Source organism: Gordonia jacobaea (genome assembly GCF_001186365.1).
Lineage (GTDB): Bacteria > Actinomycetota > Actinomycetes > Mycobacteriales > Mycobacteriaceae > Gordonia > Gordonia jacobaea.
On sequence record NZ_LDTZ01000014.1, the window covers coordinates 498,956 to 515,073 of the forward strand.

14 protein-coding genes are annotated in these 16,118 nt (G+C 65.8%); all 14 read left to right on the top strand.

Annotated elements, in window-relative coordinates; all coding sequences use genetic code 11:
* The first annotated feature begins 36 nt into the window (after positions 1–36).
* The 14 genes from ABW18_RS05295 (at position 37) to ABW18_RS05365 (ending at position 15,926) form a co-directional block, all read left to right on the top strand.
* The gene (locus ABW18_RS05295) at positions 37–1,422 is read left to right on the top strand and encodes a hypothetical protein (protein WP_049697900.1); all 1,386 of its coding nucleotides are present in this window, start codon (positions 37–39) and stop codon (positions 1,420–1,422) included.
* A gap of 175 nt (positions 1,423–1,597) precedes the next feature.
* The gene (locus ABW18_RS05300) at positions 1,598–3,208 is read left to right on the top strand and encodes a cell division protein PerM (protein ID WP_231895402.1); all 1,611 of its coding nucleotides are present in this window, start codon (positions 1,598–1,600) and stop codon (positions 3,206–3,208) included.
* A gap of 53 nt (positions 3,209–3,261) precedes the next feature.
* A complete protein-coding gene (gene purN / locus ABW18_RS05305; RefSeq protein ID WP_049697901.1) occupies positions 3,262–3,843 on the top strand; it encodes a phosphoribosylglycinamide formyltransferase in 582 nt (193 codons plus the stop codon).
* The gene (purH, locus tag ABW18_RS05310) at positions 3,840–5,420 is read left to right on the top strand and encodes a bifunctional phosphoribosylaminoimidazolecarboxamide formyltransferase/IMP cyclohydrolase (RefSeq protein ID WP_049697902.1); all 1,581 of its coding nucleotides are present in this window, start codon (positions 3,840–3,842) and stop codon (positions 5,418–5,420) included. Before purN ends, purH begins: the two co-directional genes overlap by 4 nt.
* Positions 5,421–5,573: 153 nt before the next feature.
* Positions 5,574–6,317: a sulfite exporter TauE/SafE family protein gene (locus ABW18_RS05315; protein ID WP_049697903.1), complete on the top strand. Its 744-nt coding sequence runs from the start codon at positions 5,574–5,576 to the stop codon at positions 6,315–6,317.
* Between the two features lie 163 nt (positions 6,318–6,480).
* Positions 6,481–7,350, top strand: coding sequence for an ABC transporter permease (locus ABW18_RS05320; RefSeq protein ID WP_049697904.1), 870 nt, complete (start codon positions 6,481–6,483; stop codon positions 7,348–7,350).
* Between the two features lie 6 nt (positions 7,351–7,356).
* Positions 7,357–8,433, top strand: coding sequence for a taurine ABC transporter substrate-binding protein (locus ABW18_RS05325; RefSeq protein ID WP_152930006.1), 1,077 nt, complete (start codon positions 7,357–7,359; stop codon positions 8,431–8,433).
* 37 nt (positions 8,434–8,470) lie between these two features.
* The gene (locus ABW18_RS05330; RefSeq protein ID WP_049698092.1) at positions 8,471–9,301 is read left to right on the top strand and encodes an ABC transporter ATP-binding protein; all 831 of its coding nucleotides are present in this window, start codon (positions 8,471–8,473) and stop codon (positions 9,299–9,301) included.
* A gap of 303 nt (positions 9,302–9,604) precedes the next feature.
* Positions 9,605–10,543 (top strand): TauD/TfdA dioxygenase family protein, encoded by a 939-nt coding sequence (locus ABW18_RS05335; RefSeq protein WP_049697905.1) that lies wholly within the window; start codon positions 9,605–9,607, stop codon positions 10,541–10,543.
* Positions 10,544–10,951: 408 nt separating this feature from the next.
* The gene (locus tag ABW18_RS05345) at positions 10,952–11,332 is read left to right on the top strand and encodes an ArsR/SmtB family transcription factor (protein WP_049697907.1); all 381 of its coding nucleotides are present in this window, start codon (positions 10,952–10,954) and stop codon (positions 11,330–11,332) included.
* Positions 11,326–11,814, top strand: coding sequence for an SRPBCC domain-containing protein (locus ABW18_RS05350; protein ID WP_049698093.1), 489 nt, complete (start codon positions 11,326–11,328; stop codon positions 11,812–11,814). The genes ABW18_RS05345 and ABW18_RS05350 overlap by 7 nt, the downstream gene beginning before the upstream one ends.
* A 1-nt stretch (position 11,815) precedes the next feature.
* The gene (locus tag ABW18_RS05355; RefSeq protein ID WP_049697908.1) at positions 11,816–12,388 is read left to right on the top strand and encodes a maleylpyruvate isomerase family mycothiol-dependent enzyme; all 573 of its coding nucleotides are present in this window, start codon (positions 11,816–11,818) and stop codon (positions 12,386–12,388) included.
* A 56-nt stretch (positions 12,389–12,444) separates the two neighbouring features.
* The gene (locus ABW18_RS05360) at positions 12,445–13,890 is read left to right on the top strand and encodes a sigma 54-interacting transcriptional regulator (RefSeq protein ID WP_049697909.1); all 1,446 of its coding nucleotides are present in this window, start codon (positions 12,445–12,447) and stop codon (positions 13,888–13,890) included.
* A gap of 35 nt (positions 13,891–13,925) precedes the next feature.
* Positions 13,926–15,926 carry a vWA domain-containing protein gene (locus ABW18_RS05365; RefSeq protein ID WP_049697910.1) on the top strand — a complete coding sequence of 667 codons (2,001 nt, stop codon included), beginning with the start codon at positions 13,926–13,928 and terminating at the stop codon, positions 15,924–15,926.
* Positions 15,927–16,118: the final 192 nt, after the last annotated feature.

The window sequence follows — 16,118 nt, forward strand, 5'->3', positions numbered from 1 at the left end:
GTGCGGCTCGCACGCTTCGACCAGGAGATATGACGTATGAGCTATCAGCCGGGAAGCTCCGGTTACGGCGCTTCCGACTCGGGCCAGGGTTATGGACAACAGGCCGGATATCCGCAGGCCGGGAGCGGGCAGCGCAGCTCTGACCAGCAGGGATCGTCGCAGCAGGGATCGTCCCAACAAGGATCGTCACAGCAGGGCTACGGACAGCAGGCGCCCGGTCAGTACGGCTACGGACAGCCTTCCGGCTATGGCCAGCAGGGTGCCGGGGGCTACGGACAAGCTCAGGGCTACGGGCAGCAGGGATATGGGCAACAGTCCGGATATCCCCAGTCCGGGTACTCGCAGCCGGGATACGGTCAGTCCGATTACAACCAATACGGGCAGGGGCAATACGGCTACGGTGCCGCGCCGAAGCCTGCGAGCCAGGGGCTTCCGGCGAACATTTCGTTCATCCTCGCCATCGCTCTGTGCGCGCTCGCGGCGCTGAACCTGTTCATCGGCTTCTGGAGCTATGGCTCCGGGCTGTCGTCCGGCATCATCGTGATCGCTCTGTCGCTGCTCGCGGCTTTGTTCCCGAACAAAGTCGCTGTCAACGCGCTCGTTCCGGTCTTGGCGGCTTGGACCAGCGCCGACGCGGTGACTCGGATCTACTCGATCATTCGCTCCGCAGTGTCGGACGCTCAGAACTACGCGAACTACGGCGGCTACGTGCCCGCCTCCACCTCGTGGCAGGACTACGTGCAGTTGGTCCTGGCGTTGCTGATCGCGGGACTCGCGATCCTCTGGCTGCTCGTCGTGCTCGATGCGGTCAAGGTGGCACCAGCGCCGGGCGCTGCCGCAACGACAGGTTCGGTGCCCACCGGCGCGACCGTGACGGCCGTCGAGCAGACGACCATCGTGGCCGAGTCGACGCCCGCTACGCAGGCATACGGTCAGGCGACAACGACCGGCTACGGCGATGCACAGGCATCGGGCAAGGCGCAGGCGCCTGTCGCTTCGAGTCCCGCTGGCTCTCATTCCCCAGCGTCAGGTTCCTCTGCCGGTAGCTACGGACAGTCGGCGTACACCTACGGCCAGTCGCCCTCTCATCAGGCGGGCAGCTCAACTGCGTACGGCGCGGGCGCAGCGTCGGCACCGGAGTCGTCGCCCCAGGAGTCGTCGCCCCACTCATCGTCGTACTCGCCCTACTCGGCTTCGTCGTATTCGCAGTCGCAGCCGTCGGCGAGTCCGTCCGCTCAGCCCGGATACCCGGGCGGCACCGGAGCGTCAGAGTCGACAGGGCCGGGTTCGAAGGGCTCGAAGGGAGGTGCGGGGTCCTCGCCGACCGCCGCGCCGTCGGCCGAGAGCGGATACGGGGAGCGCGGGGAGCGCACCACGGCGTTCCACCGGCCCGAAGATCAGTCGGGCAGGGGCGGTTCGTAGTCGAGCTGACGACGCGGCCGACACCCCTGGGTTGTGAATCCCCCGGGGGAGCCATCCAGATAATTCGATACGCGCAGGGCCCCGCCACGTTGCGGGGCCCTGCGCGTATGCCGTGAGCGTCGTCTCTCGGCGCGTCTCCGACTCAACTGCAGTCACTCGTGTCACGCTCGTAACGATGTCGTCGATCAGGTCTGTGCCCAGAGAGAATCTTTCCGCGCGTCTGCGTCAGGTGCGGCGGGCGACCCGTGCCCAGCGTCTCGGCACCGAGGGCAGCGCGCGCGAGTTGATCCTCGTCGCATTCGGGGTTCCGGTCATCACGCTGATGGTCCTCGTGGTCTGTGTGCTGGCAGTGCTCCTCATGTCCGGCGGAGATATGTCGGGCATCGCGAACGTGATCTCGGCGTGCTGGCTCGCGATCCACCAGGTGCCGCTGACGATGAACGGCGTCACGCTCGGCGTACTTCCCATGCTTCCGACCCTCCTCGTCGCAGCGGGAACCGCCGGATTCGCATCGTCGGCGAGCCGCGTTGGACGGTCTCCGTCTGAGCTCGCGGCGATCGCGGCCGCTGCGATCGGCGGACCACTCGTGATCACCGCGATGGCATTGGCTGTCCTCATGGACGGATCGTCGGATATGCCCGTTGCTGCGCCAAATGCCTTGTTGGCCTTCGGCTGCACGATCGCACTGCACGGGCTGGCGACAGCCGCAGGTGTGGTCTGGAGACGACGTCGCGACCTCGCAGCACTGACCTCGGTGACCCCCGCCGACCGTCGAGGGTTTCGCTTCGGTCTCCTTGCCGCGGTTGCGCTCCTCGCGGCCGGGTCGGTGCTCGTTCTGGTGCGACTCTTACTGAGCTTCTCCGACGTCGGGCAGCTCCTCGGCGGCGGCTACCGCTTCGACGGTTACCTGGGGCTGACAGTGCTGTCGATCCTTTACCTTCCCAACGTGATCGTGGGCGCGACGGCAGTTCTCGTGGGCGCCGACGTCCACGTCGGGGCGATGTCGGTGGACCTCTTGTCCGTACGCAGCGGCCCGCTGCCGCCCGTGCCACTGCTCGCGGCGCTCCCCGATGCCGATTACGGCACGCTCGGCGTCGTCGGATTCGTTGTGCCCGCTGCCGTCGCCGGCTACGTCGGTTGGCGATGCCGATCGCTCGACCCGATCGCGCACGTCCGCGCTGTCGGCGTGGCCGGAGCGGTCGCGGCGTCGATCATCGTGCTGCTTGCCTGGCCCGCGGGCGGCCAACTCGGCGAGATCGGCGCGACGGGCATCAATGTCGCGGCTGCGGGAGTGTTCACGCTCGGTTGGGTTGTCGTCGTCGGCCTGATCGTCGCGCTCATTTACGGCTGCCTGCCATCGACTCGGCGCGCCAGGCTGCAGATCGAGTCCGGCGGTGAGGATTCCGACGATCTCGACACCTGGCTCGACGACTCCGGATACGACGACGACTACGTCGTCGACTCCCGGGACGAGGACGGCTCGTGGGACGAGGATGGCTCCTGGGATGAGAACGACGACGCCGACGGCGTCGTGGACTTGGACAGTGCTTCGGAGTACGAGGACAGCGGCGTCGACGTCAGCGACGACGCGAGTGACGAGCCCGATGGTGGCGCGGATGACAGCGTCACCGTGTTCGACGACGCCACAGTGTTCGACGACGCCACAGTGCTGGACGACGGCACCGGGTTTGACGATGACGGAAGCGGCGTCGACTCCGTCAGCACCGCGGACGCAGCGACTCGCTCACGGGGCGCGAACAGCGATCCACTAGGCTCGCAGATGTGAACAGAACCCCCGTAGACGCTGCCGGTAGCCCGGTACGCGTCCCGATCGTCGTGATGGCGTCGGGTACGGGAACACTGCTCGAGTCACTCATCGACCGTGCCGACGGCCCCGATGCCGCCTTCGAGGTGATGGCAGTAGTCGTCGACCGTGATTGCCGCGCAGCGTCGATCGCGCAACGCCACGAGATCCCCGTCATCGTGTGTCGTGTCTCCGACCACGCCGACCGCGCCCGCTGGGACGAAGCGCTGGCCGAGCAGGTGGCAGCAGTCGCGCCCGCGTGGGTGGTGACCGCAGGTTTCATGAAGATCCTGGGCCCGGCGTTCCTGTCGCGTTTCGGTGGCCGCATCGTCAACTCTCACCCGGCGTTGTTGCCGTCGTTTCCCGGCGCGCACGGCGTCGCCGACGCTCTCGAGCACGGCGTCAAGGTGACGGGCGCGACGATCCACCTCGTCGACGACGGTGTCGATACCGGCCCGATCCTCGCGCAGGCGCCGGTGATGATCTCACCGAGCGACACCGAGGAGACCCTGCACGAACGCATCAAGTCGGTCGAGCGATTCCTGCTCGCCGACGTTGTGGCGAAACTCGTCACCCGAGGAGTTGTCATCGACGGACGAAAGGCCCGGATTCCGTGAACGCAGCCACCCCCGCAGACACAGGTCGACGCCCCATCAAGCGCGCGTTGGTCAGTGTGTACGACAAGACCGACCTCGCCGATCTCGCGTCGTCGTTGCACGAGGCGGGCGTCGAACTGGTCTCGACCGGGTCGACTGCGAAAACCATTGCGGCAGCAGGTATTCCGGTGACCGAGGTGTCGGAGGTTACGGGATTCCCGGAATGCCTCGACGGACGAGTCAAGACGCTCCATCCCAAGGTGCACGCGGGCATCCTCGCCGATAGTCGCAAGGAGTCGCACGTCGCGCAGCTCGAGGAATTGGGTGTCGCACCTTTCGATCTCGTAGTGGTCAACCTGTACCCCTTCACCGAGACCGTCGCGTCGGGTGCCACGCCCGACGAGTGCATCGAGCAGATCGACATCGGCGGACCGTCGATGGTGCGCGGCGCGGCCAAGAACCATCCCACCGTTGCCGTCGTCGTCGACCCTATGGACTACGAGCAGGTCTCCGCTGCCGTTGCCGAGGGCGGATTCACGCTGACGCAGCGACGTGAGTTGGCCGCCAAGGCATTTCGGCACACCGCTGACTACGACGTCGCCGTCGCCTCCTGGATGTCGCAGGAGGTTGCGCCGGCAGCGGACGGATCGACGTTCCCCGAATGGTCCGGATTCACCTGGGAGCGTTCCGCTGTGCTGCGCTACGGCGAGAATCCCCACCAGGCCGCTGCGCTCTATCTCTCCACTGCGGCGCCCGAGGGCCTCGCGTCGGCAGAACAGTTGCACGGCAAGGAGATGAGCTACAACAACTACACCGACTCCGACGCCGCTTGGCGCAGCGCCCATGACTTCGACGCACCCGCCGTCGCAATCATCAAGCACGCCAACCCCTGTGGCATCGCCATCGGTGAGACGATCGGCGAGGCGCACCGCCTAGCCCACGCGTGCGACCCCGTCAGTGCATACGGCGGCGTGATCGCGGCCAACCGTGAGATCACCGTCGAGATGGCCGAGCAGGTCGCCGAGATCTTCACCGAGGTGATCATCGCCCCGGGCTTCGCCGACGGCGCGCTCTCGGTGTTGCAGCGCAAGAAGAACATCCGCATCCTGCGAGCCGTCCCGCCCGTGCGCGCAGGACTCGAGTTCCGTCCGGTGTCCGGTGGCCTGCTCATGCAGGATCGCGACATCCTCGACGCCGAGGGCGACAACCCGAAGAACTGGACACTCGTCGCAGGACCTCCCGCCGACCCCGACACCCTCGCCGACCTCGAATTCGCCTGGCGCGCATGCCGCTCGGTGAAGTCCAACGCCATCCTGCTCGCCAAGGACGGCGCCTCTGTCGGCGTCGGCATGGGGCAGGTCAACCGGGTCGACTCGGCGCACCTCGCCGTCACCCGCGCAGGCGAGCGGGCCAGTGGCAGCGTCGGAGCGTCGGACGCCTTCTTCCCGTTCCCCGACGGGCTGCAGGTGCTGATCAACGGTGGAGTATCGGCCGTCGTGCAGCCGGGCGGGTCGATCCGCGACAAAGAGGTCATCGAGGCCGCCGCCGAGGCCGGCATCACCCTGTACCTCACCGGTGCACGGCACTTCGCGCACTGACCTGATCTCGTCGACTGTGCGCTCCGTCGGGCCGAGTGGGCGCTCCGTCGGGCCGAGTGGGCGCTCCGTCGAGCCGACTGGGCGTCGCGTTCTGCCGACTGGGCGCTCCGTATTGCCGAGTGGGCGCTCTGTCGCGCCGAGTGGGCGTGACCGATGAGCGTGCTCGACCTCGTGCTGCTGTTCGTCGCGGGGTTCGGCGCCGGGCTGATCGGATACGTCACCGGCTTGGCGTCGGTGGTCAGCTATCCCGCCCTTCTGGCAGTGGGACTCAGCCCGATCGCGGCGAACGTCACCAACACGGTGTCGCTCGTCGCGGTGGGGGCGGGGAGTCTCGGCCAGTCCGGCAAAGTACTGCTCGCGGGTGATCGTCGGCCGCTGTACGCCGGTGTGGTCGCGTCGCTGATCGGCGGCACGATCGGCGCGATCATTCTCTTGATCACGCCCCCCGACAGCTTCAAGGTGATCGTGCCGTACCTCGTCGGTTTTGCGGCGATCGCTCTGCTCGTTCAACCACAGCTTCGACGACTCGCCTCACGTCATGCCGACCGTCCGTGGCTCTTCGTCGTCGGACTCGGCCTGATCTCCATCTACGGCGGCTACTTCGGTGCGGGCGCGGGCATCGTGCTACTCGCCCTGACTCTCGTCGTGACGAGCGAACCACTCTGGCGCGCAACGCTGTTGAAGTCTCTGTTTCTGGGCGTCGCCAATCTTGTTGCGGCCGTGGGGTTCATCATCTGGGGCCCGGTTCACTGGCCCGCGGCGATCGCGATGGCGATCGGTTGCTTGATCGGCGGTTGGTGCGGTCCACCTGTGGTCAAGCGACTGCCCGCCGGGCCCCTGCGTATCGCGGTGGGACTCGGCGGGCTCGGTCTTGCTGTGTGGTTGGCGTTCAGCTGATACCAGTCGTCGAGTCGAGATCCCTTGCGCGAACGTACGCTTGGCGCACATAATCGTCGACGTCCCCATAGAAGCGACTACCCACCACGCTACTTCGGCGGGCCTTTTTCTCACGCTGAGGAAAAAGATGGTCGCGCGCTGCCCGGACCGGTACACATAGCCGGTGACTTTGTTCGTCGACATCTCGCCCGAAGAGCAGCAGGGCGGGCAACCAGGGGTCGAGAAGACCTCGACCGGCAGTAGGCTTCGTTCTGTTGCACTGCAATTCGGTCTCCCCGTGCTCTCCGTGGTTCTGTTCCTCGCTGTCTACCAAGCCGTCGCCGTCAGCGGCGTCTGGAGCGAGACCTTCGTGCCGCGTCTCGGCACCGTATGGCACGCCTTCGTCGAAATGTCGACGACGCACAACGGCGTCGTCGGATATGCCGGTTATTACTGGTGGGAACACCTCTACATGACGCTGCGTCGTGTCTGCGTCGGTGTTGTGATCGGCGTCGCGGCGGGTGTTGTCCTCGGGCTGATCATGGGGTCGATCCCGTGGGTCCGACGACTTCTCGAGCCGTGGCTGACATTCCTGCGCGCCCTGCCTCCGCTGGCGTACTTCTTCCTCCTGGTCATCTGGCTGGGAATCGACGAGGCGCCGAAGATCACGCTTCTCGCGTTGGCCGCTTTGCCGCCGGCGGCGGTGGCGACCACCACGGCCGTCAGCGCCACGCCGGTCTCGCTGATCGAGGCTGCACGCGCGCTGGGAGCAAGCAGGCGTGAGGTGATCTCCGACGTCGTGATTCCGGCCGCACTGCCCGAAACATTCACGGGCATCAGGCTTTCGGTCGGCATCGCCTATTCGTCGGTGGTCGCGGCGGAGCTCTTCAACGGAATTCCCGGCATCGGAGGCGTCGTGAAGGACGCCAGTAACTACAACAACACTCCCGTCGTGCTTGTCGGCATTGTCCTCATCGGACTGTCGGGTCTTGTCATTGACGGAATACTTCGGATGATCGAGCACCGCCTGGTGCCGTGGCGCGGAAAGGCCTGAACAACAATGACATTCCTGACATCGAGCAAGGCTCGTCGATCGCGGCTGCGCTCGCTGGGGGTGACGGTCGGTGCTCTCGTCGGTTCGGCTGCGGTCGTGCTCACCGGTTGCTCTGTCGACAAGTCCGGCGGCGACAGCGACAAGCCGACGATTCGCCTTGCCTACCAGTCCTTCCCGAGCGGCGATCTGATCGTGAAGAACAACAAGTGGCTCGAGGACGCGCTACCGAACTACAACGTCAAGTGGACCAAGTTCGATTCAGGCGCCGACATCAACACGGCGTTCGTGGCGAAGCAGATCGACTTCGGCGCAATCGGTTCGAGTCCCGTGGCGCGCGGACTCTCCGCGCCGTTGAACATCGCCTACCAGGTCGCGTTCATCCTCGACGTCGCGGGCGACAACGAGGCGCTGGTGGCGCGCAACGGAACCGGGATCAATTCGATCGCCGACCTCAAGGGCAAGCGCGTGGCGACGGCGTTCGCATCGACCTCGCACTACAGTCTGCTCGCCGCACTCAACCACGCCGGTGTGAATCCCAAAGATGTCAATCTGATCGATCTTCAGCCGCAGGCATCGCTGGCCGCGTGGCAGCGCGGAGACGTCGACGCCGTCTACACCTGGCTGCCGACACTCGACGAGTTGCGCAAGTCCGGTAAGACCATCGTGACCAGCCGTGAGGTGGCCACCTGGGGCAAGCCGACGCTCGACCTCGGCGTCGTGTCGTCGAGCTTCGCGAAGGATCACCCCGACGTCGTCGACACCTGGCGCAAGGTCGAAGCACGCGCTCTCAAGCAGATCCACGACGATCCGCAGGCGGCGTCCAAGGCTATTGCCGCACAGTTGAATACGACACCCGAGGACGCGGCCAACCAGCTCAAGCAGGGTATCTACCTGACGAACGACGAGCTGACCTCGCCGCAGTGGCTCGGCACCGACGGTAAGCCGGGCAACGTCGCCGACAACCTGCACAGCGCCGCGGAATTCCTTGCGGAACAACAGCAGATCCCGTCGGCGCCCCCGCTGTCGACGTTCCAGAACGCGATCTACACCAAGGGGCTTCCCGGTGTCCTCACAGCACAGTGATACCAAGGTTGACGCTGGTAAGAAGGTCGACGTTGCGGTGACCGAAGGCGAAGCGTCGTCGACTCCCATTGCAGCGCAAGGCGAAGGCAGCATCAGCCTGCGCGCGGTGACCCAGCAGTACGGCAAAGGCAATGACACTGTGACGGCCGTCGGGCCCGTCGACCTCGAGGTCGACCCCGGTGAAGTACTCGTACTCGTCGGTCCGTCGGGTTGTGGCAAGTCGACGCTCCTGAGGCTGATCGCCGGATTCGAGGACCCCGCGTCGGGCGTCGTAGAGGTTTCTGGGAGCAAACCGGTGCCCGGCACCTCATCCGGTGTGGTCTTCCAGCAGCCGAGGCTGTTTCCGTGGCGCACCGTCGGAGGCAACGTCGACCTCGCTCTGAAGTACGCGGGCGTGCCGCGTTCGGACCGGCCGGTACGACGGGAGGAACTCCTCGCACGAGTCGGTCTGTCCGACACGGCGAATCGTCGAATCTGGGAGATCTCGGGTGGTCAGCAGCAGCGCGTCGCCATCGCGCGTGCGTTGGCGGGCGACACGTCGCTGCTCCTGCTCGACGAGCCGTTCGCGGCTCTCGACGCGCTGACGCGGGAGACGCTTCAGGAAGACGTCAGGACCGTTAGTGCCGAGCTGGGCCGCACGAATGTCTTTGTGACGCACAGCGCGGAGGAAGCGGCGTTCCTCGGATCGCGGATCGTCGTGTTGACGAGCCGTCCCGGTCGTGTGGCCCTCGACATCTCGTCGCCGATTCCGCGTACCGGTATCAGCGCCGACGACATCAGAGACTCCGCTGAGTACACCGTCCTGCGCACCGAGATCGCGAGCGCGGTCAAGAGTGCGGCGCGCGGCGAATCTGCTGGGAAGAAGTGAGCGTCGGGGTTTTTATCGCGCTGCGGTAAACCCTGTTCCGGCTGCTCGTCGGTGACTAAACAGGTGGTGTGAGCACAACCTCCCACCTCATCGCACCCGTCGGCACGCTTCGCGCTGCCGATCGGTGTCGACTGTGGGACTCTGTTGTCGACGGTGGGTCGGCGCGGACCACGGCCTTTCAGGAGCAGCAGGGGTACGCGCAGATGATTCACCGGATGACATGGGCAGACGGCAGCCACCACGGCTCGCCGCCGGTCTCTCTCGGACTCGCAACCACTTACGACTCCCCGAGAAGGACCCACCATGACCATTTCACTCCCTGATTCCTCACGTACCGGCGCACAAGCCCCACTCGATTCGACGCCTATTGATTCGGCGACGGTCGCGTCGGGCGTCGAGTTCGACATCGACGAATTCGGCCCTCGATTCGGCGCCGAGATCCGCGGCGTCGACGTCGCTTCGGCATCCGACGACGAGATCCGCGCCATCCGGGCCGCACTGATCGAGTACAAGGTGATCGTGCTGCGCGACCAGCACCTCGACGACGCGTCGCACGTCGAATTCGGCCGTCGCGTAGGCGATCTCACCGCAGGACATCCCGTGTGGAACAGCGGCGACGTGCCTGCCGAGGTGTACTCGCTCGACAGCACCGACAACGGTTTCGCCGACGTCTGGCACACCGACGTCACGTTCATGCCGAGACCGCCGATGGGCTCGATCCTGCGCCCGGTTGTGTTGCCGCGCAACGGAGGCGACACAAACTGGGCCGACGCCGAGCTCGCGTACGAGTCGTTGTCGGCTCCGGTACAGCGGCTCGTCGAAGATCTTTCTGCCGTGCACGACGGTAATCGAGAGTTTGGCTACTACCTCAAGCAGCGTCGGGGTGGTCGCGGAAACGTCTGGGACGGAAAGGAAGTCACCGAGTTGGTACCGGTGACCCATCCCGTCGTGCGAGTACATCCGGAGACCGGGCGCAAGTCGTTGTTCGTCAACCCGGGCTTCACATCGCATATCGAGGGCGTGTCCGATGCCGAGAGCCGGGGCATTCTCGATCTGCTGTACGCGCACCTGACAAAGCCGGAACACATTGTGCGACACCGCTGGCGCCTCGGCGACCTGGTGCTGTGGGACAACCGCAACACCCTGCACTACGCCAACCGCGACTACGGCGACAACCGCCGGGTGATGCACCGCATTACGCTCCGCGGCGACGAGCCGGTGGGCCCGCCTTCCGCTGGCTGAGCGGGCGCGGCTGTAGCGAGGATACGGGTCAGTTCGACCAGCGGGCTGGGCCCGTTTTCCGCTGGTTGAGCGGGCGCGAGCGTAGCGAGCACCCGAGTCGAAACCACCTTGGCGGGGGCAACTCGGCCAGCGGGTGGTCTCGACAGGCTCGACCAGCGGTGGCGGCTCGACCGGCGACGGGGTGGTCTCGACAAGCTCGACCAGCGGCGCGCGGCTCGACCAGCGGTGTCGGCTCGACCGGCGGCGCGCGGCTCGACCGGCGGGTGGTCTCGACAGGCTCGACCAGCGGGTTCAGCTCGACCAGCGGGTCTAGCCCCAGCACCAGCGCGCGGCGTATTCAACCAAAGGGTTGACAACCAGGCGGCGGCGTCGCACACTCGTATTCAACCAAACGGTTGAGGAGGGCGAGTGGCAGACGAGTTGTCCAAGGTGTTCGCCGCGCTGGCGGACCCGACCCGGCGTGACATGGTCGCGCGGCTCGCGGTCTCGGATGCGACGGTCGGTCAGCTCGCCGAGCCGTATGACGTCAGCATCCAGGCGGTGTCGAAGCACTTGAAAGTGCTCGAAGACGCAGGCCTGGTGACCCGCACCCGGGAGGCGCAGACACGCCCTGTCCACCTGGAAGCCGAGGTGTTCGACCTCATGACCAAGTGGATCGAGTGGTACCGCCGCGCGGCCGAGGAGCGCTATCAGCGTCTGGACGTCGTACTGGCAGAGATGAACAACGCAGAGATGCACGACGCGGTTCACCGCGACGAGTCACCGACGAAGAAAGGCAAGGCATCATGAGCACGCAGACGCGCTATCCGGAAGCCACCATCGAGGCCGACAAGGAGGTGCCGATCATTCGCATCACACGCGACTTCCGCGGCACCCCAGCACAATTGATGAGAGCGCACACCGATCCCGAGCTGTTCGTACGCTGGGTTGGCCCAGACGTGATCTCCAGTCGAATCATCGAGTGGGACGCGCGAAACGGTGGAAGTTGGCGCTACGCCGCGACACATGGCGATCAAGACCACTACTTCCGCGGTTGCTTCCACACCGTTTCCGACGACACGATCGTGCAGACCTTCACCTGGGAGGGCATGCCCGATCAGGTGGCGCTGGAGACGCTGCACTTCGAGGATCTCGGCGACGGCACGACGCGCCTGCACGCCCAATCCCTTTGTGACAGCTTCGAAGCCCGCGATGGCTGGTTGTCGTCGGGCATGGAGGTCGGGGTCAACGAGGGCTACGCCAAACTCGACGGACTGCTCGGAGAGGTCTGACATGACGACGTCGCTCACCGAGGTCAGCGCTGCCGACCGTCATCGCATCATCGCGGACGGATTCGCGGAAGAGGTTGCAGCAGTACAAGACTGGGATGCTCCGACGCCGGTCGACGGATGGGTGGCGCGCGACGTCGTCGCTCATCTCATCGACTGGTTCGCGAGCTTCCTCGACGCCGGGGGAGTGCAGCTTCCCAACGCGCCGTCTGTCGCCGACGACCCGCTCGCCGCCTGGCAGGCGCGCAGTGCCGCGATCGGCGAACTGCTCGACGGCCCGTCGTCGAATTCGGCTTTCGTGCACCCGATGGTCGGTGAGCATCGTCTCGCCGACGCGGTCGATCAGTTCTATACAGCCGACGTCTTCATGCACACCTGGGATCTCGCGGCGGCCGGGGGCAGGACCCCCGACCTCGACCCCGTCTTCGCGCAGCGCCTGCTCGACGGCATGACCGGTATCGAGGAGCTGCTGCGATCGTCGGGTCAGTACGGACCGGCGGTGCCTGTTGACGACGACGCCGATCCGGTCGCGAGGCTCGTCGGATTCATCGGGCGCGATCCCGCCTGGCGCCCTTGAGCCCTGGCGGCGAACGCAGTCGCGAACCCGGCGCCCGCACGCTCGACGGGAGTACCGTGGAGAAGGTGCCAGAGGAGAACTTCACCACATCCAACTCCCAAACCACCGAAAGTCGCCCACCCTCACCAAGAACCGTCGGCGAGTTGCGTGCCAGCGGCCATGTGCAGCGCAGTGTGCGTGACGAGATCCGCCACAACCTGCTCACCGCGCTTCGCGAGGGCGACGACCCGTGGCCGGGAATCGTCGGGTTCGAGGCGACGGTCATACCGCAACTCGAGCGTGCGCTGATCGCGGGCCACGACGTGGTCATGCTCGGCGAACGCGGCCAGGGCAAAACGCGCATTCTGCGCACACTGGTCGGCCTGCTCGACGAGTGGACGCCGGTCATCGAGGGTTCCGAACTCGGCGAGCATCCGTACGAGCCGATCACGCCGGCGTCGGTTCGACGCGCAGCCGCACTTCTCGACGAGCTCCCGATCGAATGGCGTCATCGCAGCCGGCGCTACAGCGAGAAGCTCGCGACACCCGACACGTCCGTGGCCGATCTCGTCGGCGACATCGACCCGATGAAGGTGGCCGAGGGCCGCAGCCTCGGCGATCCGGAGACCATTCACTTCGGACTCATTCCCCGTGCGCACCGCGGCATCGTCGCCATCAACGAGCTGCCCGACCTTGCCGAACGCATCCAGGTCTCCATGCTCAACGTGATGGAGGAGCGCGACATTCAGGTGCGCGGCTACACACTGCGACTCCCGCTCGACGTCCTGGTCATGGCGAGCGCGAACCCCGAGGACTACACCAACCGCGGCCGCATCATCACACCGCTCAAAGACCGCTTCGGCGCCGAGATCCGGACGCATTACCCACTAGAACTCGACGACGAGATCTCCGTCATCGAGCAGGAAGCCGACCTCACGGCGACGGTTCCGACTTTCATCACCGAGATCCTCGCCCGCTTCACCCGCTATGCGCGCGACCATCCGTCGATCGATCAGCGGTCGGGCGTCTCGGCGCGGTTCTCGATCGCGGCCGCAGAGACCGTGGCCGCCGCAGCGTTGCATCGCGCCACCGTGACCGGGGAGGACGTGCCCGTTGCGCGCGTCGTCGATCTCGAATCGGTGATCGAGGTGTTGCGCGGCAAGATCGAGTTCGAGTCGGGTGAAGAGGGGCGCGAGCTCGAGATCCTCGAGCACCTGCTCCGTAAGTCCGTCGCCGACACCGTTCGCGCACACCTCGGTGGCATCGACATGGCGCCGCTCGTCGACGCCCTGGAGAACGGAGAACCCGTTGTCACCGGCGACAGGGTCACGGCGTCGGACTTCTTGGCGTCGATCCCCTCACCCGAGACGACGGCCGGCGTCCTCGACGGCATCGCCGAGCGACTCGACGCCGAGGCGGACGGCGAGCGTGCGAGCGCACTCGAACTAGCGCTCGAGGGACTATTTCTGGCCCGTCGCATCGGCAAGGAAGCCGACGACGAGGGGCAGACCATCTACGGCTGATCTACGCCGTTCGACATCGGGCTGGACGTATACACATGGCTCAGAAGAACTTTCACCGTTCGCGCTACCAGCGGTACACCGGTGGCCCCGACCCGCTCGCGCCGCCGGTCGATCTACGCGAAGCGCTCGAGGAGATCGGCGACGACGTGATGGCGGGAGCGTCGCCGCAGCGCGCGCTCCGCGAATTCCTGCGCCGCGGAACGTCGGACATGCGCGGCCTGGACAAGCTGCGTGAGGAAGTCAACCGTCGGCGGCAGGAGCTGTTGAAGCAACGAAACCTCGACGGAACGTTCAATGAGATCCGCGAGCTCCTCGACCGTGCGGTACTCGAGGAGCGCAAACAACTCGCACGCGACCTCGACGACGACGCGCGTTTCGCCGAGATGCAGATCGGGAGTCTGCCGCCCTCGACTGCTCAGGCCGTCGAGGAACTGTCGGAGTACAACTGGCGGAGCCCGCAGGCGCGCGAGGACTTCGAGAAGATCAAGGATCTGCTGGGCCGGGAACTGCTCGACCAGCGTTTCGCGGGGATGAAGGAAGCGCTCGAGGGTGCCTCCGACCAGGACCGTGAGGCCATCTCCGAGATGCTCACAGACCTCAACAAGCTTCTCGACGCCCACAATCGTGGCGAGGACACCACTGAGCAATTCGACGACTTCATGCGTAAGCACGGTGAGTACTTCCCCGAAAACCCGCGCAACACAGAGGAACTCATCGATTCGCTCGCACAACGTGCCGCAGCGGCGCAGCAGTTTTATAACTCGTTGACGCCCGAACAACGAGCAGAACTCGATCAGCTCGCGCAGCAGGCGTTCGGCTCACCCGATCTGATGAATCAACTCGCGCAAATGGATTCGGCGTTGCGGGAGGCCAGACCGGGTCTCGATTGGGACGGCGGCGAGTCGTTCTCGGGCGATCAGCAGATGGGACTGGGGCAGGGTGCGGCGGCGCTGCACGACATCTCCGAACTCGACGCACTCTCCGAGCAACTCTCGCAGCAGTACGCCGGTGCGCGCATGGACGACATCGACCTCGACGCCCTCGCACGACAACTCGGCGACCAGGCGGCCGTCGACGCCAGAACACTCGCCGAGCTCGAGAAGGCGTTGACCGAGCAGGGATTCTTCGACCGTACGTCCGACGGCACTCTGCGCCTGAGCCCCAAGGCGATGAGGCAGTTGGGGCAGACCATCTTTCGTGACATCGCCGACCAGATGTCGGGGCGTCGGGGTGACCGACAGACCCGCAAATCGGGATTGCTCGGCGAGCCGACCGGGGCGACGCGCGAGTGGGAGTTCGGCGACACCGACCCGTGGGATGTTACGCGCACTGTCTCGAATGCGGTGCTGCGCACCATCACCGAGAGCTCCGACCCCGCGCACGCGCCGTCGGCGATGGCCCGCGACGGTGTGCACATCTCCGTGCGCGACGTCGAGGTCGCCGACACAGAGGCCCGGACACAGGCCGCCGTGGTGCTGCTCGTCGACACGTCGTTCTCGATGGAGATGGAGGGTCGCTGGACGCCGATGAAGCGGACCGCGATCGCGTTGAATCACCTGATCTCCACCAGGTTTCGCAGCGACGAGCTCGAAGTGATCGCCTTCGGACGGTATGCCCGGAGCATCGACATCGCCGAACTCACCGGGCTACAGCCGCGGATGGAGCAGGGGACCAACCTGCATCACGCACTACTGCTCGCACAGCGGCACCTGCGCAGATTTCCCAACGCGCAGCCGGTTGTCCTGGTTGTCACCGACGGCGAGCCCACCGCGCACCTCGACCCGAGCGGCGAGCCGTTCTTCTTCTATCCGCCGCACCCGCAGACCATCGCGCTCACCGTGCGCGAACTCGACCACGTCGCACGAATGGGAGCGCAGGTCACGTTCTTCCGACTGGGGGAGGACCCCGGCCTCGCGCACTTCATGGACCAGATCGCCCGCAGGATCGGTGGTCGGGTGGTTGCTCCCGACGTCGACGGACTCGGTGCCGCGGTGGTCGGAGACTACCTGCGGTCACGACGTCCGCGCCGCGGCTGATCGCGGCCCGGGGCTGATCCAGGAGAAATCAGGGGACTAGTCAGGGTGTTTCAGGGTGTTGGGCGCCGGACGCGATCACTAACGTCGACGGTATGAGCGTTCCCGCCGAACTGCCAGAGCCTGAACTGCCAGAACCCGATTCGACCGGGCATGACCCGGCAGCTCTTGAATCGACCGGGCCGGATCTGACAA

Bases quoted from the DNA above. Each gene is read 5' to 3' on its own strand.
- ABW18_RS05295 (WP_049697900.1), top strand. From the start codon at position 37: ATGAGCTATCAGCCGGGAAGCTCCGGTTACGGCGCTTCCGACTCGGGC.
- ABW18_RS05355 (WP_049697908.1), top strand. From the start codon at position 11,816: ATGACGACGTCGCTCACCGAGGTCAGCGCTGCCGACCGTCATCGCATC.
- purN (WP_049697901.1), top strand. From the start codon at position 3,262: ATGGCGTCGGGTACGGGAACACTGCTCGAGTCACTCATCGACCGTGCC.
- ABW18_RS05335 (WP_049697905.1), top strand. From the start codon at position 9,605: ATGACCATTTCACTCCCTGATTCCTCACGTACCGGCGCACAAGCCCCA.
- ABW18_RS05325 (WP_152930006.1), top strand. From the start codon at position 7,357: ATGACATTCCTGACATCGAGCAAGGCTCGTCGATCGCGGCTGCGCTCG.
- ABW18_RS05315 (WP_049697903.1), top strand. From the start codon at position 5,574: ATGAGCGTGCTCGACCTCGTGCTGCTGTTCGTCGCGGGGTTCGGCGCC.
- ABW18_RS05300 (WP_231895402.1), top strand. From the start codon at position 1,598: ATGTCGTCGATCAGGTCTGTGCCCAGAGAGAATCTTTCCGCGCGTCTG.
- ABW18_RS05365 (WP_049697910.1), top strand. From the start codon at position 13,926: ATGGCTCAGAAGAACTTTCACCGTTCGCGCTACCAGCGGTACACCGGT.